The 17,592-nt window shown below is 72.6% G+C and carries 15 protein-coding genes; 2 read left to right on the forward strand and 13 right to left on the reverse strand.

Features of this window, described 5'->3' with window-relative positions; translation table 11 throughout:
- Nucleotides 1-60: 60 nt before the first annotated feature.
- From ACIBI9_RS00310 to ACIBI9_RS00340, 7 genes are all read right to left on the reverse strand, one after another.
- The gene (locus tag ACIBI9_RS00310) at nucleotides 61-2,982 is read right to left on the reverse strand and encodes an AAA family ATPase (RefSeq protein WP_397219733.1); all 2,922 of its coding nucleotides are present in this window, start codon (nucleotides 2,980-2,982) and stop codon (nucleotides 61-63) included.
- 117 nt (nucleotides 2,983-3,099) lie between these two features.
- On the reverse strand, nucleotides 3,100-3,285 hold the full coding sequence (locus tag ACIBI9_RS00315; protein ID WP_397219734.1) for an aroma-sacti cluster domain-containing protein: 186 nt from the start codon (nucleotides 3,283-3,285) through the stop codon (nucleotides 3,100-3,102).
- A complete protein-coding gene (locus tag ACIBI9_RS00320) occupies nucleotides 3,243-3,974 on the reverse strand; it encodes an iron-containing redox enzyme family protein (protein ID WP_397219735.1) in 732 nt (243 codons plus the stop codon). The genes ACIBI9_RS00315 and ACIBI9_RS00320 overlap by 43 nt, the downstream gene beginning before the upstream one ends.
- On the reverse strand, nucleotides 3,971-4,954 hold the full coding sequence (locus tag ACIBI9_RS00325; RefSeq protein WP_397219736.1) for a hypothetical protein: 984 nt from the start codon (nucleotides 4,952-4,954) through the stop codon (nucleotides 3,971-3,973). The genes ACIBI9_RS00320 and ACIBI9_RS00325 overlap by 4 nt, the downstream gene beginning before the upstream one ends.
- Nucleotides 4,954-6,057 (reverse strand): radical SAM protein, encoded by a 1,104-nt coding sequence (locus ACIBI9_RS00330; RefSeq protein WP_397219737.1) that lies wholly within the window; start codon nucleotides 6,055-6,057, stop codon nucleotides 4,954-4,956. Before ACIBI9_RS00330 ends, ACIBI9_RS00325 begins: the two co-directional genes overlap by 1 nt.
- On the reverse strand, nucleotides 6,057-6,710 hold the full coding sequence (locus tag ACIBI9_RS00335; protein ID WP_397219738.1) for a GAF domain-containing protein: 654 nt from the start codon (nucleotides 6,708-6,710) through the stop codon (nucleotides 6,057-6,059). Before ACIBI9_RS00335 ends, ACIBI9_RS00330 begins: the two co-directional genes overlap by 1 nt.
- Nucleotides 6,711-6,720: 10 nt before the next feature.
- Entirely contained in the window at nucleotides 6,721-7,473 is a 753-nt protein-coding gene (locus ACIBI9_RS00340) for a S8 family serine peptidase (protein WP_397219739.1), read from the reverse strand.
- A 242-nt stretch (nucleotides 7,474-7,715) separates the two neighbouring features.
- Between ACIBI9_RS00340 and ACIBI9_RS00345 the strand changes: the two genes are divergently transcribed.
- Together ACIBI9_RS00345 and ACIBI9_RS00350 are read left to right on the forward strand one after the other, a co-directional pair.
- A complete protein-coding gene (locus ACIBI9_RS00345) occupies nucleotides 7,716-10,787 on the forward strand; it encodes a BTAD domain-containing putative transcriptional regulator (RefSeq protein ID WP_397219740.1) in 3,072 nt (1,023 codons plus the stop codon).
- A gap of 497 nt (nucleotides 10,788-11,284) precedes the next feature.
- Nucleotides 11,285-11,722: a hypothetical protein gene (locus ACIBI9_RS00350; RefSeq protein WP_397219741.1), complete on the forward strand. Its 438-nt coding sequence runs from the start codon at nucleotides 11,285-11,287 to the stop codon at nucleotides 11,720-11,722.
- Nucleotides 11,723-11,773: 51 nt separating this feature from the next.
- Here ACIBI9_RS00350 and rbsD read toward each other — a convergent pair whose 3' ends face one another.
- From rbsD to ACIBI9_RS00380, 6 genes are read right to left on the reverse strand one after another with little or no spacing between them, the layout of a single operon-like run.
- Nucleotides 11,774-12,163, reverse strand: a complete 390-nt coding sequence (gene rbsD, locus ACIBI9_RS00355) for a D-ribose pyranase (protein WP_397219742.1) — start codon at nucleotides 12,161-12,163, stop codon at nucleotides 11,774-11,776.
- Complete coding sequence (locus tag ACIBI9_RS00360) at nucleotides 12,160-13,068, reverse strand: ribokinase (protein ID WP_397219743.1); 909 nt, start codon at nucleotides 13,066-13,068, stop codon at nucleotides 12,160-12,162. The genes rbsD and ACIBI9_RS00360 overlap by 4 nt, the downstream gene beginning before the upstream one ends.
- Nucleotides 13,069-13,073: 5 nt before the next feature.
- On the reverse strand, nucleotides 13,074-14,042 hold the full coding sequence (locus ACIBI9_RS00365; protein ID WP_397219744.1) for a D-ribose ABC transporter substrate-binding protein: 969 nt from the start codon (nucleotides 14,040-14,042) through the stop codon (nucleotides 13,074-13,076).
- Between the two features lie 41 nt (nucleotides 14,043-14,083).
- Complete coding sequence (locus ACIBI9_RS00370) at nucleotides 14,084-15,052, reverse strand: ABC transporter permease (RefSeq protein ID WP_397219745.1); 969 nt, start codon at nucleotides 15,050-15,052, stop codon at nucleotides 14,084-14,086.
- Entirely contained in the window at nucleotides 15,036-16,544 is a 1,509-nt protein-coding gene (locus ACIBI9_RS00375; RefSeq protein ID WP_397219746.1) for a sugar ABC transporter ATP-binding protein, read from the reverse strand. The genes ACIBI9_RS00370 and ACIBI9_RS00375 overlap by 17 nt, the downstream gene beginning before the upstream one ends.
- The gene (locus ACIBI9_RS00380; protein ID WP_397219747.1) at nucleotides 16,541-17,557 is read right to left on the reverse strand and encodes a LacI family DNA-binding transcriptional regulator; all 1,017 of its coding nucleotides are present in this window, start codon (nucleotides 17,555-17,557) and stop codon (nucleotides 16,541-16,543) included. The genes ACIBI9_RS00375 and ACIBI9_RS00380 overlap by 4 nt, the downstream gene beginning before the upstream one ends.
- Between the last annotated feature and the right edge of the window lie 35 nt (nucleotides 17,558-17,592).

Consider the following 17,592-nt stretch of genomic DNA (forward strand, 5'->3'; position numbering starts at 1 on the left):
CTCCTCGGTGCCGTCTCAACGATCGTCAGGGAGGGGCTTCAGAGTCGGTTCATAGTCGGCTCATACGAGCGCGTCGATCGATCGCAGGGCTCTGACGTCGCGTTTCATCTCGGCGTCCGCCCGGGCGAGGTCGGCGACCCGCTCGACGAGCCCGCGGTCCCGGCAGAGCCCCGCCAGCCGCAGCGACACGAGCAGGGGCGTGATCCGGGCGCCCGCGCCGTGCACCCCGTCGAGCCGGGCGCCGGCGCGGACCACGTGCTCGGCCGCCGCGTCCGGGCGGCCCTCGCGGAGCGCGGCGGCCGCGGCGGCCTGCTCGGTCAGAACCTCCACGTCCCAGCTGTCCGCGCCCTGTGCGACGGCGGGGCCGTCCCCGTTCTGCGCGCCGGGCGGGCCGTACGCGCCGCGCGGGTCCTCCCCGCTCTGCGCGCCGGGCGGGCCGTACGCGCCGAACGTCGCGTGCCAGAGCCTGGCCGACTGCGCGCCCGCGCTGAACCCGATCGCGTCGAACCGCCGGATGGCGCTGTCCAGGGCCTGCCCGGCGCCATCGTGGTCGCCGTGCCGTTCCGCGAGGGTCGCGCGGAACATGTCCAGCCCCGCCAGGCCGGGCTGGTGCCTGATTCCGGCCAGGATGGACCGGCCCTCGTCGAGCAGGTTCGTGGCGGCGGCCGAGTCGCACGTCATGTCCGCGAGCAGGGCCGCCGGGCACCCGACGGCCGCGCGTACCGTGTGGGCGTCCTTGAGCTCGGCGTGCAGCTGCGCGCAGATCGCCGTGGCCGCCGGGGCGGGGGTGTTCCCGTACGCGAGGCAGAGCGCGAGGTTCCCGTAGATCTCGGTGGCGCCGAAGCACCAGCGCGCCCGTCGCGCGTGGCCGAACGCCTCGTGCAGCACGGATTCGGCCGTCACGTAGTCGCCGTCCTCCATGTGCCCGATGCCCTCGAGGAGCAGCACCCTGGCGTACACCGCCGGGTCGTCGGCCCGGTACGCCAGCTCACGCGCCTGGCCGATCAGGGACCGTTGCCATCGCCCGGTCATCGTGGAGCGGGCCACCGCCTCGTTGAGGGTGAGCTGCACCGCGGCCGCCAGGTTGCCGCCGGTGTCCCAGCGCTTCCTGGCCTCCGCGATCCGGGCCAGGGTCTCGTCGGCCCTCCCGGCGGCGGCCGTGGCGTACGTCTCGACGGCCGCGATCTCCAGTTCGAGGCCGGGCAGGCCGGAGTCGAGCCCGCCGACCTGGCCCGCGGTCTGCAGCGCCATCGACAGGTCGCCCCGCGAGACCGCGAACTGGGCGGCGGCGCACAGGGCGCGCGCCGCGCGGACGGCGGCATGCCGCTCCTCCGGCCCTCCCGGGCGCAGTTCGAGCCAGGCGGCGTGCGCGCGCCCGGCGTGCAGGGCGCACAGCTCGATCTCCGACGGATGGCGGTCGACGCGGGCCTCGACCAGGACGGCGACCTGCGCGTGCACGTGGGCGCGGTCGGCCAGGGGCAGCCTGCCGTACGCGACCTCGGCGACGACCGGCGACTCGACCTCGAGCTCGCCGGCCGATCTCGCCCGGGTGACCAGCAGCCCGTCGCCGAGCAGCTGGGCGAGCGTCTCGTCGAAGGTCTGGTCGAGCGGCGGGTCCAGGGCCGCGGCGACCTTCTCCAGGTCCCCGGCGACGCAGCTGCCGCCGAGGGCGCTGGCGATGGCGAGCAGCCGCTGAGCGTCCACGCCCAGATGGTCCAGGCGGGCGCCCACCGCCGCCTCCGCGCTCGGCGCGATGAGATCGGTCCGGCCCTCGGCGTCCACCTGCAGGTGGACGAGCTGTTCAAGATACAGCGGGTTGCCGGCGCTGCGCCGGGCGAGGTCGTTCAGCGAGCCGCTGAGCACAGGCTGTCCGAGCCGGGCGGCGACGGTCGCCGCCAGCTCCTGGGCGTCCGCCTGGCCGAGAGGCGGGACGCGCATCATGGCCACCGACCCCCGGGTCAGCGGCGGCTCGTCCACCCGGCCACTGAGCATCAGCACGGCCCGGACGTCCAGGTCCGGATCGTCGAGGCCGTCCGCGAACTCGCGCACCGCCGGGGACATCCACTGGCAGTCGTCGAGGACGAGGACGACCGGACGCTGCGCCGCCGCCTCCCGCAGGAGCTCCCGCAGCGTCCAGAAGATCTCCTCCTTGCCCTGGGGTCCCTGCCCCCTGGGGACGTCTCCCCCCAGGGCCTCGGCCAGCTGGTAGAGGGGCCAGTAGCCCAGCCGCCGGCCGTCGCGCCGGCAGCGCAGGGTCAGGAACCGCGCGTCCGGCGCCATCCGCCGCGCCGCCTCGGCCACCAGCCGGGACTTCCCGACGCCCGGCTCGCCGGCCAGCACCACGGCGGGGACACCCGGCCGGCGCAGGCCCGCCCCTAGCGCGGCGACGAGGTCGTCCAGCTGGGAACGGCGATCAACCAGGGGCGTGCGCGCCTCGCCCGCGTCCGCTCCCGCGGCGTCGGCGATCTGCCAGGCCCGCAGCGGCCGGCTGAAGCCCTTGGCCGCGATCGGCTCGATGGGGCGGGTGGGTACGGCTCCCCGGACGAGCAGCCAGGTCCGCACGTCCATGACGATGCCGTCGGCCAGCGCGGCGGCCTGCAGCCGGGCGGCGCGGTTCATGACCTCGCCGATCGCGAACGAGGAGTCCCGCTCGGAGAGGGCGACCTGCCCCGAGGCGATCCCGAAGCGGACCGAGAAGTCCACTCCTCGCGTACGACGCAGGTCGGCGGCCTGGCGCGCGATCCGCTCCAAGGAGACCCGGGCACAGTCGACCGCCCGGAGCGCGTCGTCCTCGTGGGTGGCCTCCACCCCGAAGACCGCGACCACGGCGTCCCCGATGAACTTCTCCACCCGGCCGCCCTGTTCGGTTGCCGCCCGGCTCACGTCGGCGAAGTACGTGGCCAGCGTGCTCTGCCAGACCTCGGGGCTGAGCCCGCGCGCGAGCTCCGTCGAGCCGGCCACGTCACCGAAGAGCACGGTCACGAACCGCAGGGTGGTGCGAGGCTTGGAGACGGAGGCGAGAGAAGCGCCACACGTCATGCAGAAGCGGGCGGCAGAGGGGTTCTCACCGCCGCATTGAGCGCAGGGTCGCATCACCGGTCACCAGCACCAGCCACCGCTCGCGTAGGCATGTCCTTCGACGTCCGCGGCTTCCTCCATGCGTTCCTTGATGGAGACGAGCACCTGGAGTTCCTCGTCGCTGAGCGACTGCAGCACCGCGACCTGCTCGCCTGACGCGGTCGTCAGGTCGAAGCCGGCGGCTTCCAATTGGTCGATGGTCGCCATGACCTCTCCTTTCCTGCGGCGCTCGCGCGCAGTTGGACGGCGTCGACGAGCTGCGCCAGGCCGTATGCCGTGTTGAGTGCGCTCAGCCCGATCAGCGACTCCGCCTCGGGGGTGAGCGGGAGCCTGTCGATCGCGCGCCACAGTTCCTCGCGGTGCGCGCCGTCCACGACGGCATGGGTCACCAGCGTGCGGAACGCGTCCAGCGGCAGGCCCGTGCGCCGGGAGAGCAGGGGCGCCAGGTCGGGAGGGGGTGGGTAGCCCTCCAGGACGGCGACGTGCCCGAGCAGCGCCACCGGGTGGGCGTACCTGATCCAGTAGTACTGGCAGCCGACCACCGCGGCGACGCAGGGCAGCGGCGGGTCCGTGAACAGGGTCTCGGCGTCGCCTCCCGCGCGGGTGTAGTCGTCGACCACGTCCTGGTCGTGGCCGTACTCCTCGTGTACGTGACGGGCGAGATACCCGGCGACGCCCCGCGCGATCTCGTCGTCCCGCGCCAGGCACGCCGTGGTGGCGTCGAGGATGAGCGGTACGGTCGCACGCAGCATGCCGTGCAGGGCCCTGAGCCATTCCAGATACAGCTCGCGCGGTGCGGGATGCCGCCACATCCGCTCCGTCGTGGCCAGCAGCGCGGGCATGACGAGGTCGATCTTGGCCATCAGCCGCAGGCTGGTGGTCGGTGCCGTGATCATGTCCCGCCTCCTTGGCCCATCAGAGCGGTGAGCAACCGGGATCCGTCGTCCCCGGCGGTCTCGTGCAGGCGCCAGCACAGGCCGCAGACGTCCGGGTAGCGAGAGCGGGCGAGCGCGGCGAACGGCTGCAACCGCACCAGGTCGTCCGGCCGGACCGAACCGACGGCGCGCAGCAGCGGGTCGTCGCGGAACGCGGCCAGCGCGGCGCGCACCTCGGCCGCGCCGCTCGCCTGCCGGCGCAGCCCCCGGGGCCCGCCGCCCGTGATGACGCTCTCGTTGCAGCAGCCCGTGATCACGCCGTCGTAGCGGACGGTCGGCGACGCGGTCAGCGGGCACGTGCCCAACTCGGCGACGGCGTGGCGGCGCCCGATGGCGAAGACGCCGCTCCCTCGGCCGGCCCGCAGCGGAGTGATCAGCGTGATCTCCGCGCGCCCGGACCAGTCGTCCCCCAGCGTGTCGCGGAGGACTCCCTCGGCGAACGGCACCGCGCCGGGCTCGTCCAGGAGCTGGAGGACGATGTGGCAGCGCGCCCGCGCCGCGTGCGCGAGGGCGCGGCCGAACCGCCGCCGGTCGATGGCGGCCTGGTGGAAGGTGTCCGTGCTCAGGATCACGGTCGAGGACCGTTCCAGCACCCCCATGATCCATCGCGGGCATCGGGGTGCCGACGCCCAGTGGCCGCTGGAGAAGATCACGATGTCCTTGCCCGCGTCCGTGAACGCGTCCACGGCGAGGACCAGCCCGCGACGCTCGGTGAACGGCTCGCCGCCCGAGATCGCGACGGCCTCGATGCCGGGTTCGGCGCAGATCCCCGCCAGGATGTCCGTGAAGAGGCGGTAGTCGGTGATGCGCGGGCCGGCCGGGAGCGCGGCGACGGAACAGTGCGCGCACCCGACCGGGCACCGATCGGTGAGGTAGAGCAGCACGGTGCGGCCGCGCGTACGTCGCAGCCGCTCGATGTCCGCGAGCCTCAACCGGCGCATCACCGCTCCCGACCCTCCCAGCCGAGCGTCACCAGCTCGCTGTAGCGCGCGATGCCGTGGCGGCGGGCGAAACCGTACGGGCCGTGCCGCTCCACGAGGCCGCGTACGGCGCTCTCCATCGCCGGACCGGCCGGCGAGTCCAGATAACCGGCGACCCGTTCGCCCAGGCCGCGGTCGCGGTGCAAGGTGACACAGACGTCGCAGTAGCCGGAGGCGCCGGCACCCGATCCGAACCGGGCCTTCGCGTAGCGCGGCCCGAACATCCGCACGGCCCGCGCCAGCGGCCGGTCCAGGTGGCGCCGGCGCAGCACCGGCCAGGGATCGTGATCGGCGTGCCCGAGAACCAGGTGCGGCGGCCGGGCGGCGGCGAGATCGTCGTTGCAGCAGGTGAGGACCGTCCCGTCGTAGGTGACCAGCGGCCAGGCCGCCATCTCGCACGGCGCGGGCACGGGCGCGGGTGCAGGCGCGGGCATGGGCGCGGGTGCAGCCTTCGGGCCGGCGGCCGGGACGTCCAGGGTTTTCGCGCGCCCCACGGACCGGAGCGGCACCACGAGCATGGGCACCTGGTCGGCGAACTCCCGCCGCACCTCGCGCACCAGGTCCGCGACGTAGGGGTCCTCGCCGCCGTCCCCGGTGATCTGCACGCTTACCTGCGGCCCCCAGGAACGGATCTCGTGCAGCACCCGGAAGGCCGCGCGCCTGCCCACCTCCCGCTCGTGGAACCGGTCGAGGCTGACCGCGAAGTGATCGACCGCCGAGATGGCCGCCCGCAGGGCGGCCGGCACCGCGTGCCCGTCCCGGGCGAAGTACAGCCCGGACAGCAGGTACGACCTCGTCCCCGAGAGCCTGGCCGAGTCGGCGAGGTCGCGCACCAGCCGCGGCCGCAGGAGCGCCTCACCCCCGGACATGGCGATGAACTCCGGACGCTCCTGCCCGGTGAAGGACGTGACCAGCCGCCGGAAAGGTCGTTCCGCGTGCTCCGCGCTGTCCATGGCGGACTCCGTCGAGCAGTGCGCGCACGACAGCGGGCAGCGGCGGGTAAGGGCGAGGAAGACGCCCGCGGCGGGCACGGCGCGCAGCACCGCCATCTCGGCCAGATGCATCAGGTCACTCCGTGGCCCGTGGTGGCGGTGACGAACTTGCTCAGCGCATTGAGCAGCTCGTCCACCGCGGCGTCGGAGGCCTCCGTACGGCTGAGCGCGATCTCCAGACGGGTCCAGGGGGTGAGGCCCTCCCTGGCGCTCCGGGTCAGCGAGCGGGCGGCGGCCATGAGCGTGAGCGTGATCGCCGACTGGGCGGCCAGCTCGGTGAACAGGTCGATGGCCGCCATCTCCCCGAACCGCTGCAGAGCCGGGTCCAGCACCTCCATCACGCCGATGGTGCGGTCCTCGAGCTCCAGCGGGGCCGCCATCAGGATCTTCGGCACGTATCCGGTGCTCTGCGCGAACTCCCGATCGAAGCGCGGATCCGCCTGGACGTCGCTGAGCAGCACGGTCTCGCCGGTCTGGAACACCCACCCGGCGACGCCGCGTCCGGTCGGGATGGCGACTCCGAGCAGCCGGTCCTCGCCCTCCCCTGACGACGCCTCGAACACCAGCCGGTCGCGCTCTTCGTCGTACAGGAACACCGACGCGGCCGACGCCGAGAACGTCAGCCGGGCGAGCCGTACGGCCGACCTCAGCAACTCGTCGTGCTCGGTGGGGCGCAGCAGGCGTCCCAGCGAGGAGGTCAGGGAATCAGGGATGCCCACGCCCATGGTGGCCTCCTCATGTCCGGTTGTTCGCGACGGCGGCCAGCACGTGCTTGAGCTGGCCGGTGGCAAGGCCCGGGTGCCGCTGCAGTACGCGTGCGCACAGTCCGGTGATGTGCGGTGTGGCGAAGCTGTTGCCGGTCAGGCGCGAGGTCCCGCCGCCGGGCAGCGGCACCTCCACCCCGATCCCGCGCGCGAAGAACTCGGCCGGGGGCTCCGGGTTGCACTCGATGTGCTCGGCGAGCGCCAAGGTGTGCGAACCCACCGAGATCACGCTCGGGAAGTGCCAGGGATAGCTGCGCACCGGCCGGTTGTGGGCGGAGGCCACGATGGTGACCCCGGCGAAGAACGCCCTGTCGACGAGATCGTGCAGGGCCTCCTTGTGCTCGGCGCGACGTGTCGACAGGCTCAGATTGACCAGGGAGAAGCGCTCCTCGATGGCCCAATCCAGCGCCGCCAGCAGCACCTCGCCACGGCCCTGCAACCCGCTGCCGAGCACGCGAACGCTGGTCAGCTCGCAGTCCGGGGCCATGGCTCGGATGACGCCGGCGCAGGCCGTGCCGTGGCCCGCCTGGTCGCCGACCTCGTCCGGCACGATGTCCAGGCCTTCACCCGTCACCGTGAGCGGGGTGATCGGCCTGGTGAAGACCGGGTGGGGCGCGTCGACCCCGCTGTCGATCAGGCAGATCCGCACGCCGGAGCCGGTGGCCGAGCCCCAGGCCCACTCACGGGTGATCGCACAGGGCAGCGCCAGCCGGGCCGAGTCCATGACCGCGCCCCGTGAGGCGTGCGCGAGGCGAAAGGTCCGCGGCGGTGCCTCCGCGACAGCCGGAAAATCAGCCATTGCCCACCCTCAGCGTCATTGTTCTGGCTCCGAGTAAATAGTGAGAGAGGGCGTTCATAGTTACTTCAGAGTCCGATCAAAGCGCCGCCGGAGACTCATTTCGAGGGCTTGAGAAACCCCAACGCCTGACAGACCATGAGAGCGAAATCCAAACCGGAGTGTGACTCATGTTGGAGTTCCGCTTGCTCGGCGCCGTCGAAGCCTACTCGGACGGGGAGCGCGTCGGACTGGGCCCACGCAAACAGCGGCTGACATTCGCGGTTCTGGCGCTGGAGGCCAACCATCCCGTGACGGTGGAGCGGCTGGTCGAGCTGAACTGGCCGGGGTCTCGCCCGCGTACGGCACAGCACGCGATCCGGGTGTCCGTCTCCCAGCTGCGCTCGATCCTGGCCCGCGCCGACCCGGCCCAGGCCGAAGTCACACTGACGGCGCAGGGCGCGGGGTACGTCCTGCGCACCGACCCGGAGCGGATCGACGCCCACCGCTTCCGCGGCCTGGTGCAGCGGGCCCGGGCCGAACCCGACGACGAGCGCCGGGTCGCGCTGCTCGACCAGGGCCTCAGCCTGTGGCGCGGTCCCGTGCTGGCCGGGACGGCGCCTCCAGAGACCCAGGAGCGCCTGGGCAGCGGCCTGGAGGAGTCGCGGCTGGTGGCATTGGAGGACAGGATCGACGCCGGGTTACGGCTGGGCCGCCACCGCCAGCTGCTGGACGAGCTGACCGAGCTGACCCGATGTCATCCGTTCCGCGAACGGATGACCTGCCAGTTGATGATCGCCTTTTACCGCAGCGGGCAGACGCACACGGCCCTGGAGGAGGCCAGGAGAGCGCGCCGCCGCCTGGCGGACGAGCTCGGCATCGACCCCAGCCTCGAACTCCAGCGGCTCGAGGTGGCCATCCTGCGCAACGACCCGGTCCTGCTGCCGCAGCCCGATCGCGTCCTGGTGTCCAGCCCGGCGCCGCCCGCGGTGCCGGCGCAGCTGCCGCGATCCGTCTCCGACTTCACCGGCCGCGCCGGGCAGCTCAGGTGGCTGGACGAGCACGTTCAGGACCACACGAGCACGCCGGTCACGATCGCGATCATCGGCGCGGCCGGAGTCGGCAAGACCGCCCTGGCCCTGTACTGGGCGCACCGGATCCGCGACCGTTTCCCCGACGGCCAGCTGTACGTCAACCTGCGCGGCTTCGCCGCCGGGCCGCCGATGCGGCCGGAGCAGGCCCTGGCCCGCCTGTTACGATCGCTCGGGGTCGCCCCCGAGCACGTGCCCGCGGACGCGGACGAGGCGGCCGCCCTGTACCGGACCCTTCTGGCCAGCAAACGGGTCCTCGTCCTGCTCGACAACGCGGCGACGCCGGAACAGGTCCGCCCGCTGCTCCCCGGCGCCACCGACTGCCTGGCCCTGGTGACCAGCCGGGATCGGCTGAGCGGCCTCGTCGCCCTCGACGGAGCCCGGCCGCTCCCGCTGGCCGTTCTGGATCCCGCCGAGGCGCGGACCCTGCTGGCCCGGATACTCGGCGCCGACCGCGTACGGCAGGAGGCGGACGCCGCCGACAGGCTGGCGCTGCTGTGCGACTACCTGCCGCTCGCGCTGCGGATCGCCGCGATCAACCTGTCCCGGCAGCAGACGCGCGCCATCATCGACGGCGTCACGGAGCTTGCAGGAAGCGATCGCCTGAACGCCCTGCAGGTCGACGGGGACGGCCGGGCCGCCGTGCGCGCCGCGTTCGACCTGTCGTACGCCGCCCTCGACGAGCCGGACCAGCGCCTCTTCCGGCTGCTTGGCCTGAGCCCGTGCCCCGACCTCACCCCGCAGGCCGCCGCGGCGCTGGCCGCCGCCCCGATCGAGCAGGTGCGGCGGGCCCTGGACCGCCTGGAGCGCACGCACCTGATCCTGCAGACCGCTCCGGGCCGGTACGGGTTCCACGACCTGATCAGGCTCTACGCCCGCGACAGTGCGACCGGCGCCGAGCGGACGACCGCGCTCGGGCGCCTGTTCGACTTCTATCTCAGGGTCGCCGACGAGGCCAAACGCCTGCTCTACCCGCAGGCCCTGCAACTGGCGGGACCGCCGCGGGAGTTGTCCCCGCTGACGTTCGAGGAGCCCGCGACGGCGCTGGCGTGGCTCGACGCGGAGCGCTCCGGCCTCATCGCGGCCATCACGTACGCGGCCGCGCACGGCCCCCGGGAGGTGGCCTGGCGGCTGGCCGACACGCTGCGCGGCTACCTGTCGCTGCGGCGTGACCCGAACGACTGGCAGGCCGTCGCCGAGGCCGCGCTCTCGGCCGCCGGCCTCGACGAGGACCTTCCCGCCCAGGCCGCCACCGAGCTGAGCATGGCGCAGGTCTACCAGAGCCGGGGCATGCATCCGCAGTCGCTGAGCCACTATGCGCAGGCACTCAAGCTCGCCCAGCGTGCCGGATGGCGCGAGTGCGAATGCGCGGTGCTCAACAACCTCGGCAACGTGCACTGGAAGCTGGGTTCGCTGCAGGAGGCCGCCGACCACTACAGCCAGGCCATCGCCATCGCGAGACAGACGGGTCAGCGGACGATCCACGCCACCAGCCTGGCCAACCTCAGCATGGTCTACCGAAGTCAGGGGCAACTGGCGCGGGCGGCCGAGCTCCAGCACGAGGCCCTGGCGCGTTACCAGCAGGCCGCCTACCGCAACGGTGAGGCGATCGCGCTGGAGAACATGGGTGAGATCTACCACGATCTCGGCGAACTCGATCGCGCGCTGGATTACCTCGACCGCGCCCTGCCCATCTTCCGCCAGTCGGGGAACCGTTATGGCGAGGTCCTCGTCCTGAACACGCTGGCCGCGGTCCACCGTGACGCCGGCCGATACGAGAACGCCCTCGAACTCGCCGACCGCGCGGTGGAGCTGTCCGTCGCGATCGGCGACCGCCGGGCCGAGGCCGACACGCTCAACACCCGCGCCACCGTACGCACTCATCTCGGGCGCCCGGAGCAGGCCGCCGAGGAGCATGGCAGAGCGCTGGCCATCGCCCGCGAGGTCGGCAACCCGCAGCCCCGGCTGGAATCCCTCATCGGGCTGGCCGGCGCCCACTGTCATCTGGGGAACCTGGAGCAGGCGTCCGCCCACGGCCACGAGGCGCTCAACGACGCGCGCCGCCGGGGGTTCCGCCAGCTCGAGGAGCAAGCGCTCAGCGCTTTGGCGGCCATCCAACTCCGCGCCGACGACCGGCAAATCAGCGCGGCATTGTCCGTCGATTCAGAATGAATAATTCGCCATATTTCGATAGGTCTGCTCATTGCCTGACGGGGCGTTTGCATTTACCTTGGAAATATGAGGAAAGCAGCGATTACCGCGCTCGGTGTACACGACGACACCAACAATTCCCACGACTCCGTCGAACTGCCTAGACGCTGAATTCCAACTGCGGGTAAATGTGCCATTAAATTTTCGGCCCGCCGTCCGCGCTAAAAAAATCCTTCGCCGGCGATATCTCATGCGGCCGGGCGCCTTCCCGGCTTGACCGGCGTGCCGCTGGTCAGCGTCCCGACGCTCACGGGCACGAACCGCCCCCGGCCTGATCCGCCGCCGCGTCCCGTCCTCCCCGCCGACCCGCGGCCGCCTCCGGCGCGGGCCGGGGCGAGGACGGAACGCCGCTGCGGTGTCGCCGGAAATCACCGACGGAAACATGGCCCCAGCACGCCTTGGTCCATTCTGTATACCGTGCCGTCGCCCAAGGCCCGGGCGGGGGCATAATCGGAGCCATGCGCGTGGGGATAGCCCATCATTTCGGGTGGGCCGTGACGGTCACGGCATCGGCGGACCACCAGGTTGTGGACCGCCGGCGGATCGAGCTGATCGAACCTGGCGTGCCGGCGGCGCCCATCCACCACGAAGGCAGACGTCTCGACGACGCCGCGGCCTCGGAAATCGCCGTCCAGCGGCGCGTGCCGTACGAGTCCCGGGCGGACTCCGTCATGTACCGCCAGATCCTGGCCGAGCTCGCCCACGCACGCGGCTGGGCCGTCCACTTCTACGACGCCAGGGACGTCGAGGACCAGGCGGCCGGGATCCTGGCCGAGCGGGCCGGCGAGGTCCTGTACGGTCCGCGGGCGGTGCTCGGGCCGCCCTGGACGAAGGACCATCGAACGGCGCTCGCGGCGACGATCGTGGCCGCCGCGCCACGTCCCGGCTTGGGATGAACCGACGGCTGGAAGCGGCCCGTCGCTCAGGACGGTGTCAGGCCGGTCCGGTCAGAAGGCCACGCCGCAGCGCAGGATGACGTTGGCGTACGGGTGCGCCTCGCCGGTGCGTATCACCAGCTTGCCGGCAGCGGAGAGCTGCTTGAGCCGTTCGTGCGGCACGTACGCCAGCCCCGGCAGCCGCTCCCCGAGCAGCGCGTCGCATGCGGGGTTGGCCGCCCGGACCTCCTCGGCCGCCGTGGCGCCCTCGACGACGATCTCGGCGAGGATGCCGTCGAGCACGTCGGCGAACGACGGGATGCCCGGCACGAACGCCAGGTCCACCACCTCCGCCCCCGCCGGCAGCGGCATGCCGCTGTCGCAGATGAGCAGCTCGTCGGTGTGCCCGAGCCGCGCCAGGGCACCCGCCAGGGCCGCGTTGATGACGCCGCCGCGCTTCACAGGTCCTCCACCTCCGCCATCGTCGGGTACGAATCCTGCGCCCCCGCCCTGCGCACGGCCGCGGCGCCCACTCGCGCGGCGAACGCCGCCGCCTCCGCCAGGGGCTCGCCCGCGGCCAGCCGCCAGGCCAGCGCCCCGGTGAACGCGTCGCCGGCCCCGGTGGTGTCCACGGCCGCCACGCGGGGACTGGGCACCGCGTGGACGGCGCCGTCCTCGGCCACCACGGCCCCGTCGGCGCCCAGCGTGATGACGACCGAGCGGGGGCCGAGCGCCAGCAGCTCCTTGGCCTGCCGGTCCGGCTTGCCGGGCGCGCCGAGCAGCAGGGCCGCCTCGTGCTCGTTGACGACCAGCGGATCGCACAGCGCCAGCAGCTCGTCCGGCACCGGCACGGCCGGCGACAGGTTGAGCACCGCGCGGCGGGCCAGCCGGGCCGCGGCGAGCACCGCCGGCAGCGGGATCTCCAGCTGCAGCGAGACGACCGGAGCCGACCGCAGCAGCGGCGCCGCGTCCAGCACGTCGCCCTCGGTGAGCCGGGCGTTGGCGCCGGGGGCGACGATGATGCTGTTGTCGCCCTGCGGCCCGACGGCGATCATGGCGATGCCGCTGGGGGCCGCCGTGTCGTGCAGGTGACCGAGGTCCACGGCGTCACGTTCCAGCGACTCGCGCAGCAGCCGCCCGTGCCCGTCGGCGCCGACCCGGCCGAGCAGCGCCACCCGCGCGCCGAGCCGGGCGGCGGCCACGGCCTGGTTCGCGCCCTTGCCGCCGGGATGGACGGCCAGCTCCGAGCCGAGCACGGTCTCGCCCGGGGCGGGATGCCGTTCGACCTGGACGACCAGGTCGGCGTTGGCCGACCCCACCACCACGACGTCGAGCGGGTGGCGGGGCGGGCCGTTTTGTTCGACCACGGAGCTCATGCCCCGGTGAACTCGGACAGGTTGTCCTTGGTGGCGACCTTCACCGGCACGTTGGCGGTGGCCTGCAGCTGCTCGCTCTTGACGGCCTTGACCGCGTTCTGGACGGACTGCTGGCCGAGCAGGGCCGGCTGCTGGGCGATGCTGGCCGCCAGCGTGCCGGCCTCGATCGCCTTCAGCCCGTCGGGGGTGCCGTCGAAGCCGACCACCTTGACGTCCTTGCCGGCCTTGGCACCGAGCGCCTTGAGCGCGCCGAGCGCCATCTCGTCGTTCTCGGCGAACACGCCGGTGACGCCGGGGTGCGACTGCAGCAGGTTCGTCATGACGTCCAGGCCCTTGGCGCGGTCGAAGTCGGCCGGCTGCTGGGCGACGACCTTGATGCCGGGGAACGCCTTGATGCCCTCGGTGAAGCCCTGGCCGCGGTCGCGCGAGGCGGAGGTGCCGGGCACGCCCTGGAGGACGACGACCTCACCCTTCTCGCCGATCTCCTTGGCGAGCTGCTCCGCGGCCAGCTTGCCGCCGGCCACGTTGTCGGAGGCGACGGTCTGGGCGACCTTGCCCCCGTTGACGCCGCGGTCCACGGCGATCACGGGGATGCTGGAACGTTCCGCTATCTTGACCGCCGGCGCGGCGGCGTCGGAGTCGACCGGGTTGATGATGATCGCCTTCATGCTCTGGCTGGTGAAGTTCTGCACCTGGTTCACCTGCTGGGAGGCGTCGTTCTGCGCGTCGGTGACGGTCAGCGTGACGCCCAGCTTCTTGGCCTCGGCCTCGGCGCCGGCGCGCAGCTGCACGAAGTACGGGTTGTTCAGGGTGGAGATCGACATGCCGATCTTGACGTCGCCGCCGGAGGCGGCTCCCGCCGAGCTGGCGGAGGACGTGCCGGCGGAGGACGTGCCGGCCGAGCCGCAGGCGGTCAGGCCGAGGGCCAGTGCGGCGCCCGCCGCTACGAGGGCGTGGATGCGCATGGGTGGTACCTCACTCTTTTCTTACTGGGTTTGCGGAGATGTCAGCGGCCGCTTCGGCGGCGCAGGGTGTCGAGCAGGACGGCCAGGGCGATCACCACGCCGATGACCACCTGCTGCCAGAAGGCCGAAACGGACAGCAGGTTCAGCCCGTTGCGCAGGACGGCCAGGATGAGCGCGCCGACCAGCGTGCCGAGCGCCCTGCCCTTGCCGCCCGACAGGCTCGCCCCGCCGATGACCACGGCGGCGATCGCGTCCAGCTCGTAGCCGGAGGCTGCCTGCGGCTGGGCCGAGGCGAGCCGGCTGGCCAGGACGATGCCGGCCACCGCGGCGAACGCGCCGGACAGGGCGTAGGTGACGAGCTTCTGCCTGCTGACGGCGATGCCGGACAGCCGGGCGGCCTCCTCGTTGCCGCCGATGGCGTACATCGCCCGGCCGGCGTAGGTGCGGTTGAGCACGACGGCGGCGATCACGCCCATGATCGCCATCACCAGCACGGGCACCGGCAGGTAGCCGCCGACGGTGTCACCGAGGTGGGAGACCGCCTCCGGCATCTCGATGGGGCTGCCCTGCGAGACCACCAGGGCCAGCCCGCGCGCCACGCCCAGCATGGCGAGCGTGGCGATGAACGGCGGCAGCTTGCCGTACGCGATCAGCGCGGCGTTGACCAGCCCGCACGCGACGCCGACGGCGAGCGCGACGAGCGTGGCCAGCGGCCAGGGCAGCCCGCTGTCCGCGGCCGTCCAGGCGAGCACGATCGCCGACAGGGCGGCCACGGCGCCGACGGACAGGTCGATCCCGCTGGTGATGATGACGAACGTCGAGCCGAACGCGAGGATCGCGGTGACCGCCGCCTGGACGCCCACGTTCAGCAGGTTCGTCACGGTCAGAAAGTCGCCGGACAGCAACGACAGGGCCACGACGAGCACGACGAGCGCCGCGACCGAGCCGTTCTCGGCCAGCAGGGTCCTGGCCGTCGGCCGTACGGCCAGCACGTTAGTGGACACGAGCATCCTCCACCTCGGTGACGGCCAGCGCCATCACGGAGTCCTGGTTCGCATCGGCGGCCTCCAGCTCGCCGACGAGCCTGCCTCTGGCCATGACGAGGATGCGGTCGCTCATCCCGAGGATCTCGGGCAGATCGCTGGAGATCATGAGGACCGCGTGGCCGGAGGCGGTGAGTGAATTGATCAACTGGTAGATCTCGACCTTGGCGCCGACGTCGATGCCGCGCGTCGGCTCGTCGAGAATGAGCACGTTGGCATCGGCGAGCAGCCACTTGCCGATCACGATCTTCTGCTGGTTCCCGCCCGACAGGGTGCGCACCTCCTGGCCGAGGTGGCTCATCCGCACGCCGAGCTGGGCGGCCACCCGCGCGGCGGCCTGGCGCTGCCCGGCCCGGTCGACGAACCCGCCGTGGCTGGCGCCGCGCAACGTGACCAGGCCCAGGTTCTCGGCGATGTCGGCGCCCAGGACGAGCCCCTGGCCCTTGCGGTCCTCGGGGACCAGGCCGAGCCCGGCCTCCATGGCGGCGCGCACGTCACCGGCGGGCAGCCGCCGGCCGCGTACCAGCACCTCGCCCGAGTCGGGGGCGTCGGCGCCGAACACCGCCCGGGCCACCTCGGTGCGGCCCGCGCCGACCAGCCCGGCCAGGCCGACGACCTCGCCGGCCCGCACCTCGAAGGACACGCCGGAGAACGCGCCGGCCCGGCTCAGATCGCGCACCTGCAGCAGCGGCTCGCCGGCCGCGCCCGCCTGGCGTGGATACTGCTGGTCGATGGGCCGGCCCACCATGAGCCGGATCAGCTCCTCCTCGGGCGTGCCGGCCGGCACCTGCGCCACAGAGCGGCCGTCGCGCAGCACGGTCACCCGGTCACCGATCTGGGCGATCTCCTCCAGGTGGTGGGTGATGAACACGACCGCGACGCCCCGCTCGCGCAGCTGCCCGACCAGCTCGAACAGGCGCCGCACCTCGCTGGTGGTGAGCACGGCGGTGGGCTCGTCCATGATGAGGACGCGGGCGTTCAGCGCGAGCGCCTTGGCGATCTCGACCATCTGCATCTGCGCGATGCCCAGGTCGGCGACGCGGGTGCGCGGGTCGACGCCGACGCCCACCCGGTCGAGCATGCCGCGGGCCTGCTCGTGCATGCGCCGCGTGTCGACGAACCCGAAGCGGCGGGGCGGCCGGCCCAGGGCGAGGTTCTCGCCCACGGTGAGCTGCGGGACCAGGTTGAACTCCTGGTAGATCGTGGCGATGCCGAGCCGCTGGGCGTCGGAGGCGTTGCGGATGTCGACCGCTTCGCCGTCGACGAGGATGCGGCCGCTGTCGGGCTGGTAGGCGCCGGACAGCATCTTGATGAGCGTGCTCTTGCCGGCGCCGTTCTCGCCGAGCAGGACATGCACCTCGCCCGCACGCAGGTCGAAGTCGACGCCGTCGAGCGCCACCACGCCGGGGAACCTCTTGCCGAGCCCCTCGACGCGCAGGATCTCCCGTGCCTGGCTCACGAACGGCCCTCCTTCCTAGTGCCTGTCTCTCCGCAGGACTCGCGCGCCACGAGCTTGGCGGGCAGCACCACCGACTCGGCGGCCCGGCCGCTCAGCGCGTCGAGGATCACCCGCACCGCGCGCCGGCCCAGCTCCGCGGTGGGCTGGCTGATCGCGGTGATGCGTGGATGGACGTGGTTGAACCACGGCACGTCGTCGAACGAGGCCAGCGCGACGTCGCGTGGGATCTCCAGGCCGCGCTCGCTGACCTCGTCGAGCGCGCCGAGTGCCATGAGGTTGTCGCCCAGGAAGATCGCCTGCGGTGGCTCGGGCAGGTCGAGCAGTTCGGAGGTGATCCGCCGGCCGCTGCCGGCGCGGAAGTCGCCGAAGCGCACGTACTCAGGGGGGACCTCCAGGCCGTGCTCGGCCGCCGCCCGCAGGAAGGCCTCGGCTCGCTCGCGCCCGGTGGACAGGGTGCTCGGCCCGGACACGAACGCGATCCGCCGGTGCCCGAGGGCGCGCAGGTGGGCGACCAGCTCGGCGATGGCGGTGCTGCCGTCGGCCCGCACCGACGGCACCTCCACGCCGATGAGCGTCCGGTCGAGGAAGACCAGCGGCCGCTCGCCCTGGCTGACCTCCTCCACCAGGGGCGTCACCTCGGCCGTGGGGCAGATCAGCAGCCCGTCGACCCGCCGTTCCAGCAGGGTGCGCACGTAGTGGTCCTGCTGGTCGGCGCGCTCGTCGGCGTTGCCGATGATCACCGTGTAGCCGGCCTCGCGGGCCTCGTCCTCCACGGCCCGCGCCAGCTCGGCGAAGAACGGGTTGAGGATGTCGCCGATGATCAGGCCGAGCGTCCTGGTGGCCTCGGTACGCAGGGACCGGGCGACGGCGTTGGGCCGGTAGTTCAACGCGGCCATCGCGTCGTGGACCCGGCTGCGCGTCTCCTCGGTGACGGAGGGATTGTCGTTGAGCACCCGGGAGACCGTCGCGACGGAGACGCCCGCCTGCGCGGCGACATCTTTGATTCGAGCCACCTGACCTCCATGTAATCGGTTACATGAGGGTATGT

The organism is Nonomuraea sp. NPDC050451 (assembly GCF_044458585.1).

Excerpts from the sequence above, each read along its gene's own strand:
- ACIBI9_RS00315 (WP_397219734.1), bottom strand. The coding sequence starts at position 3,285 with ATGGCGACCATCGACCAATTGGAAGCCGCCGGCTTCGACCTGACGACC.
- ACIBI9_RS00320 (WP_397219735.1), bottom strand. The coding sequence starts at position 3,974 with ATGATCACGGCACCGACCACCAGCCTGCGGCTGATGGCCAAGATCGAC.
- ACIBI9_RS00325 (WP_397219736.1), bottom strand. The coding sequence starts at position 4,954 with ATGCGCCGGTTGAGGCTCGCGGACATCGAGCGGCTGCGACGTACGCGC.
- ACIBI9_RS00330 (WP_397219737.1), bottom strand. The coding sequence starts at position 6,057 with ATGCATCTGGCCGAGATGGCGGTGCTGCGCGCCGTGCCCGCCGCGGGC.
- ACIBI9_RS00335 (WP_397219738.1), bottom strand. The coding sequence starts at position 6,710 with ATGGGCGTGGGCATCCCTGATTCCCTGACCTCCTCGCTGGGACGCCTG.
- ACIBI9_RS00340 (WP_397219739.1), bottom strand. The coding sequence starts at position 7,473 with ATGGACTCGGCCCGGCTGGCGCTGCCCTGTGCGATCACCCGTGAGTGG.
- ACIBI9_RS00345 (WP_397219740.1), top strand. The coding sequence starts at position 7,716 with ATGTTGGAGTTCCGCTTGCTCGGCGCCGTCGAAGCCTACTCGGACGGG.
- ACIBI9_RS00350 (WP_397219741.1), top strand. The coding sequence starts at position 11,285 with ATGCGCGTGGGGATAGCCCATCATTTCGGGTGGGCCGTGACGGTCACG.
- ACIBI9_RS00365 (WP_397219744.1), bottom strand. The coding sequence starts at position 14,042 with ATGCGCATCCACGCCCTCGTAGCGGCGGGCGCCGCACTGGCCCTCGGC.
- ACIBI9_RS00370 (WP_397219745.1), bottom strand. The coding sequence starts at position 15,052 with ATGCTCGTGTCCACTAACGTGCTGGCCGTACGGCCGACGGCCAGGACC.